This window comes from Pseudomonas folii (assembly GCF_014357575.1).
GTDB lineage: Bacteria > Pseudomonadota > Gammaproteobacteria > Pseudomonadales > Pseudomonadaceae > Aquipseudomonas > Aquipseudomonas folii.
Map to the genome: position 1 here is coordinate 1 of NZ_JACONW010000229.1, position 6,009 is coordinate 6,009.

Annotated in this window: 6 protein-coding genes; 3 read left to right on the top strand and 3 right to left on the bottom strand. The window is 56.0% G+C overall.

The window, feature by feature from the left end; all coding sequences use genetic code 11:
* Positions 1-34 precede the first annotated feature (34 nt).
* Entirely contained in the window at positions 35-1,258 is a 1,224-nt protein-coding gene (locus H8S59_RS25620; protein ID WP_187523245.1) for an acyl-CoA dehydrogenase, read from the bottom strand.
* 170 nt (positions 1,259-1,428) lie between these two features.
* On the opposite strand from H8S59_RS25620, the gene H8S59_RS25625 reads away from it, so the two are divergent.
* The 3 genes from H8S59_RS25625 to H8S59_RS25635 all read left to right on the top strand — a co-directional run bounded on the left by H8S59_RS25625 (position 1,429) and on the right by H8S59_RS25635 (position 3,970).
* Positions 1,429-2,358 carry a LysR family transcriptional regulator gene (locus tag H8S59_RS25625; RefSeq protein ID WP_187523246.1) on the top strand — a complete coding sequence of 310 codons (930 nt, stop codon included), beginning with the start codon at positions 1,429-1,431 and terminating at the stop codon, positions 2,356-2,358.
* Between the two features lie 282 nt (positions 2,359-2,640).
* Positions 2,641-3,030 carry a MerR family transcriptional regulator gene (locus tag H8S59_RS25630; protein ID WP_187523247.1) on the top strand — a complete coding sequence of 130 codons (390 nt, stop codon included), beginning with the start codon at positions 2,641-2,643 and terminating at the stop codon, positions 3,028-3,030.
* Between the two features lie 40 nt (positions 3,031-3,070).
* On the top strand, positions 3,071-3,970 hold the full coding sequence (locus H8S59_RS25635; RefSeq protein WP_187523248.1) for a hydroxymethylglutaryl-CoA lyase: 900 nt from the start codon (positions 3,071-3,073) through the stop codon (positions 3,968-3,970).
* Between the two features lie 1,011 nt (positions 3,971-4,981).
* On the opposite strand, the gene H8S59_RS25640 is transcribed toward H8S59_RS25635, so the two are convergent.
* Both H8S59_RS25640 and H8S59_RS25645 read right to left on the bottom strand, forming a co-directional pair.
* Entirely contained in the window at positions 4,982-5,554 is a 573-nt protein-coding gene (locus H8S59_RS25640) for a LysR family transcriptional regulator substrate-binding protein (RefSeq protein WP_187523249.1), read from the bottom strand.
* A complete protein-coding gene (locus tag H8S59_RS25645) occupies positions 5,515-5,835 on the bottom strand; it encodes a LysR family transcriptional regulator (RefSeq protein ID WP_187523250.1) in 321 nt (106 codons plus the stop codon). The genes H8S59_RS25640 and H8S59_RS25645 overlap by 40 nt, the downstream gene beginning before the upstream one ends.
* Positions 5,836-6,009 lie beyond the last annotated feature (174 nt).

Below are 6,009 nucleotides of genomic sequence, written 5' to 3' on the forward strand. Positions count from 1 at the left end.
CCACAGTTAGACCGCGTTCTAACTCATAGATAGCTCAGCCCCGCAGCATTTCCTTTGGCACGTACTTGCCAATCTCGAACTTGCCAATCGCCGCCCGGTGGACTTCATCCGGGCCGTCGGCCAGGCGCAGCGTGCGCTGCATGGCGTACATATAAGCCAGCGGAAAGTCGTTGGACACCCCTGCACCGCCATGAATCTGGATGGCCCGGTCTATGACCTTCAAGGCCACATTCGGGGCGACTACCTTGATCTGGGCAATTTCACTTTTCGCGACTTTGTTACCCACCGTGTCCATCATGTAGGCCGCCTTCAATGTGAGCAGGCGTGCCATGTCGATCTCCATTCGCGAGTCGGCAATCTTGTCGACGTTGCCGCCCAACCGCGCCAATGGCCGCCCGAAAGCCTCGCGGCTGATCGCTCGTCTGCACATCAATTCCAGGGCGCGTTCAGCCATACCTATCGAGCGCATGCAATGGTGAATGCGCCCCGGTCCTAGCCGCCCCTGGGCAATCTCAAAGCCGCGCCCCTCGCCCAGCAATACATTCTCATAGGGCACCCGAACATTCTCGAAGACGACTTCAGCGTGCCCATGTGGAGCGTCGTCGTAACCGAATACGGGTAACGGACGGACAATTTTAACGCCGGGCGTGTCGGTCGGCACCAGGATCATCGAATGCTGTTGATGGCGCGGCCCGTCGGGATTGCTCAGGCCCATGAAGATCAGAATCTTGCAGCGCGGATCGCAGGCACCCGACGTCCACCATTTGCGTCCGTTGATGACCCACTCATCACCCTGGCGCTCGGCACGGGCGGCCATATTGGTGGCATCCGACGAGGCCACATCAGGCTCGGTCATGGCGAACGCCGAGCGAATCTCCCCGCGCAGCAAGGGTTCGAGCCACTGTTTTTTCTGAGATTCACTGGCATAGCGCACCAGGACCTCCATGTTGCCGGTATCAGGCGCCGAGCAATTGAAAGGCTCCGGCCCCAACAACGAACGCCCCATGATCTCCGCCAACGGCGCATATTCCAGATTGGTCAGACCCGCCCCCAGTTCAGACTCAGGCAAGAACAGGCTCCACAAGCCCTCGGCTTTGGCTCTGGTCTTGAGCTCCTCCATGATTGCCGTAGGCTGCCAGCGATCCCCCTCGGCCACTTGCCGCTCGAATATCGGCTCAGCGGGATAAACATGGTCATCCATGAACGCTGTGACGCGCTCGCGCAATTCCTGAACCTTCGGGGAGTAAGCAAAATCCATGGGCAACTACCTTGTGACTGGGGTTGTAAGGGCATGTGACGATGCTAGGCCTACCCCTAACATTTATCTAACCTATTCTCGGCGTGTATAAACATTCATAACCGATATATGATCGGGCCACGCTCCGCCACGGAAGCGACACAACAAGAACAACACAAGAGGCGCACGGAATGAACCTGAGCAAGGTCGATCTCAACCTTTTCATTGTCTTTGACGCGATCTACACGGAAGCCAACCTGACCCGCGCCGGACAAATCGTCGGCATCACCCAGCCCGCAGTATCCAATGCGCTGGCCCGCCTTCGGGAAACCTTCAACGATCCGTTGTTCGTTCGCACTGCCCAGGGTATGGTGCCCACGCCGATGGCCCAGAACATCATCGGTCCGGTGCGCAACGCGCTGTCGCTGTTGAGAGTATCTGTGCAGGAAAGCCGGATTTTCACACCGTTACAGGCCGTAAAAAACTACCGGATCAGCATGACTGACCTGACTGAAGCGGTGATCCTGCCCGCCCTGTTTCAGCGTCTGCGTCGCCAGGCACCGCAAGTGACCATCGAGAGCTTTCTGTCGAAACGTCGGGAGATGACCAAGGAGCTGGCTGCCGGACGCCTGGATTTCGCCGTGGATGCCCCGCTCAACACTGACCCGCAGGTGCGCCACGTCAAGTTGATGGCTGACAAATACGTCTGCGCCATGCGCCAGGGCCATCCCCTGGCGGGCAAGGAAACCTTCAAGCTGGATGACTACCTGTCGGCATCGCACATTCACATTTCCAGCCGTCGCAGTGGGCTGGGTTACGTGGACCTGGCGTTGGGGAAAATGGGCATCCAGCGCAAAGTTGCCCTGCGCTCACAGCATTACTTGATGGCATCACAGGTCCTGCAACAGACCGATATGGTCATGACCGTGCCGGAACGCTTCGCCAAACGCCATGAACTGCGTTATTTCCCGCTACCCGTGAGTGACGTTCCAGCGGTAGAAACTCACCTGTACTGGCATGAAAGCACCGATCAGGATCCCGCGAATCGCTGGATGCGCGAGCAGATTATTGAGCTGTGTCAGCAGGTGACAGTGCAGGAGAACAAGCTGGAAATGGCTTGAATATAAAAACGTAATCATTTGTTATTTATATATATTTTAATTTTATAGCCGGTCTCCTGTGGGGGCAGTGCTTGGTCTGGCGGCATTCCGACGATACATGAGACGCGGTTGCAAGGCGCACCGCGTTATCGTTTATCGTCGGAATGCCGCCCAGACCAAGCACCGTTCCCACAGAAATGCATTCCAAGTCCTTGATCTGTGTAGGCCCTGCAGTATTTCCTGCTTGACGTACACGTAAAGGGAACCTTAGGTTAAGCCTCTGTTTCCCCGCCGAGTGCGTAAATGACCAGCCAGACCTACAGCATCTCTGATCTCGCCCGTGAGCTGGATATCACCACCCGGGCGATCCGTTTCTATGAAGAACAAGGCATGCTTGCCCCTGAAAGACGTGGGTTGGAGCGTATCTACTCGGCCAGAGACAAGGTCACGCTCAAGCTCATTCTGCGTGGCAAGCGCATCGGTTTTTCCCTGGCCGAATGCCGCGAATTGATCGAGCTTTACGACCCTGTCGGCGGCAACCACAAACAACTGGAGACCATGCTCGGCAAAATCGGCGAACGCCGTATTCAGCTGGAACAACAACTCCTGGATATCCAGCACATGCAGCTGGAGCTGGACACCGCTGAAGAGCGCTGCAAGTTGGCGCTCAGTAAAACTATAAAAATCAAATAACTGCAGAATTATCCTCGAATGAATCGAGAAGGAGCCAGTCATGCCACTACCTGAAAAAGTCCGCATGGTAGAAGTGGGTCCTCGCGACGGATTGCAGAACGAATCGCGGCCTGTCAGCGTTGCGGACAAAACCAGACTGGTGGATGAGCTGTCGGCAACCGGCCTGAGCTACATCGAAGTCGGGAGCTTTGTGTCACCCAAGTGGGTGCCGCAGATGGCAGGCTCAGCAGAGGTCTTCGCCGGTATCCAGCGCAATGAAAAGGTGACTTACGCCGCACTGACTCCCAACTTTCGCGGCTTTGAAGATGCCCTCGCCGCTGGAGTCAGAGAAGTTGCCGTTTTCGCCTCTGCGTCCGAAACCTTCTCGCAACGCAACATCAACTGTTCAATCAGTGAGAGCCTGGAACGCTTCGCTCCAATCCTGGAGGCCGCACGCTTGCACGGTATGCAGGTGCGCGGTTATGTCTCCTGCGTATTGGGCTGTCCGTATGAAGGCCGAATCGCGCCAGCACAAGTCGCAGCCGTCGCCAACGAACTGCTGGGCATGGGCTGCTACGAAATATCCCTTGGCGATACCATTGGTGTTGGAACTCCCGATAAAACCCGTGAATTATTCAATGTCGTTGCAGGGCGCATCGCCCGGGGCAAACTCGCCGGGCATTTCCACGACACCTATGGCCAGGCCTTGGCCAATATCTACGCCAGCCTGCTGGAAGGCATCCACGTCTTCGACAGCTCCGTAGCCGGGCTGGGTGGCTGCCCCTACGCAAAAGGCGCCAGCGGCAACGTCGCCAGCGAGGATGTGCTTTACCTGCTTGACGGGCTGGGGATCGAAACCGGAGTTGATCTGGATCGGCTGATCAACGCTGGCCAAGGCATCTGCGATGTCCTTGGCAAGGTCAATGGCTCGAAGGTAGCCAAGGCACGTCTGTCGGCCTGAAGTGCGACATGTTGCCGCAGAGTGTTACCCTGCCCGCATCAAGCAGGAAAAAGCGGGTAACACGGAAACAGCTAGCGGCATGATTGATCGAGTCTCAGACTGACGATTTCCATCAAGCCCCTGTTTTAAAAGGATTTAAATAAACTGGCACGCCTCCTGCTATATCTTCGGTACAACAAAAATAAAAACGTGCAGTAACCCAATAAAAACAAGACGTATCGGCTCTGACATAACAAGAACAACACGGACAGAGGCGCAGCTAACAGATTTTTTTGGAGTGGATAGCTTTTCTGAGGACCTTGCAAAAGACCCTCGCAACCGGACAGAGAACAACAAAACTACCCTGAGGTAGCTCCAGACCTGGTTGGATCAACAAGATAAAAGCCGCATCAGCGCTCAAAAAAATACGTTTGCTCTTGATCCCCAATGGGATCGCTTAAAAACAGCGACAAGGGTACGGCCACCAAAAACAACAACAGGCCGCCCAACAACAAAAAAGAGCATCGAAAAAACCTTGAAGGGGAGCCCAGGCTCCCCTTTGTGCTTTCTGAGGTTTGGTGAGGACAGACACCAAACCGTTCAACAAACCCTATGGCCTGCTCTTGATCTGCTCTTGATCTGCTCTTGATTTTGATCTTAGGCGCCCCGTTAAACCACGCCGGCCGGAATTCGACATTGCTGCGTGGGGGCTCTTGTTAAAGGAGGGGGCGGCAGGGATGCCGGTTTAGCCGCCTCAGGCCATGGATGGCCGGTGGCGGCGGCCCCACGCAGCAATGTCGGATTACGGGTATGCCGAGCGACAGCGAGGCACCAAGTGGTGGGGCATGAGCGTTTTGCTTACTTTTGCGCTTCCCAAAAGTGAGGCGCTGTAAAAGCGCAACCAATATCAGCAGTGACCGCAGAAACGGATATGTACGCAACAAGTCATAGGCGCGTATGCACTGGCCTCTTCGCGAATGAATTCTTACAGGGCAATAGCACATCGATAATGGGGCTACGGCTCAGTGGATCCTAATCCCCCACCCGCAGCCGCTTCAGCACCTCGATCACTTCATTTGCCGCATTGGACAACAACGACCCTGGTCGGGCAATCACGCTGATACTGCGCTCCACCTGCACCGGCAACCGGACACATTCGAACAAACGACCATCGTCCGGAACCAGGCGGCTGGGCAGAATCGTCATACACTGCCCCTTCTCGACCAGATCCAGCAACGTCGCCACACAACTCAACTCCCCGCGGTGACTGAGGCGCACCTGAGCGGCAGCCAACTGACCATGCAACCGCTCCACACCCGCATGGCGCCACGACACATACCTCACGCCCTCACATAGCTCGTGAAACGGCCGCGGCGTCAGCAGACGGCTTCGGGCAGCAACCAACACATAAGCGTCCGACCAATGCACATGCTCAACATGATGCTCATCAAGCGTCGTCGTGGGCAGGATCAGAATATCCGCCAGCTCCCGTCGCAACACATCCAGGGTTGGATGCTGCTCACTGCCATGCACCACATTCAAATGCACCCCGGGGTGCAGCCGGGTCATCGCCTCGACGCACGCCGCCAGAGACGTCTCGTCCATGTGGTTACAGTAATGAACCGTGACACTGCCGCTGAGCTCACTTTTTTTAGATGCTCAAGGGTCGCCAGCAGACTGTCCAGCGTACGGCTGATGACCTGCCCCTCCGGCGTCAGAGTGCAACCTGCGCGACTGCGAATGAACAGCCGCTTGTTGAAATAGTCCTCCACTTCCTTGATGGCATAACTGATGTTCGATTGACTGCAACCCAGAATCGCAGCGGCTTCCGAAAACGAGCCATGAGAAGCAACGGTCTGGACGACTTTGAAGAAATGGGTATTCATTTTCTTGCACTCTGTAAGCGTTGAAGGCTCTGGACTGCGCATTGGGCGATAGTGGCGTGCAACAAACCTGCTATGCCAGCTTGTTGCGGAAAAAGGCGAGGATAGAAGTAGATGCAGGCGTTGCGACGGTGTCCGTGGCACCGCGCTATCGCCCAGCTAATACGGACATGTAGG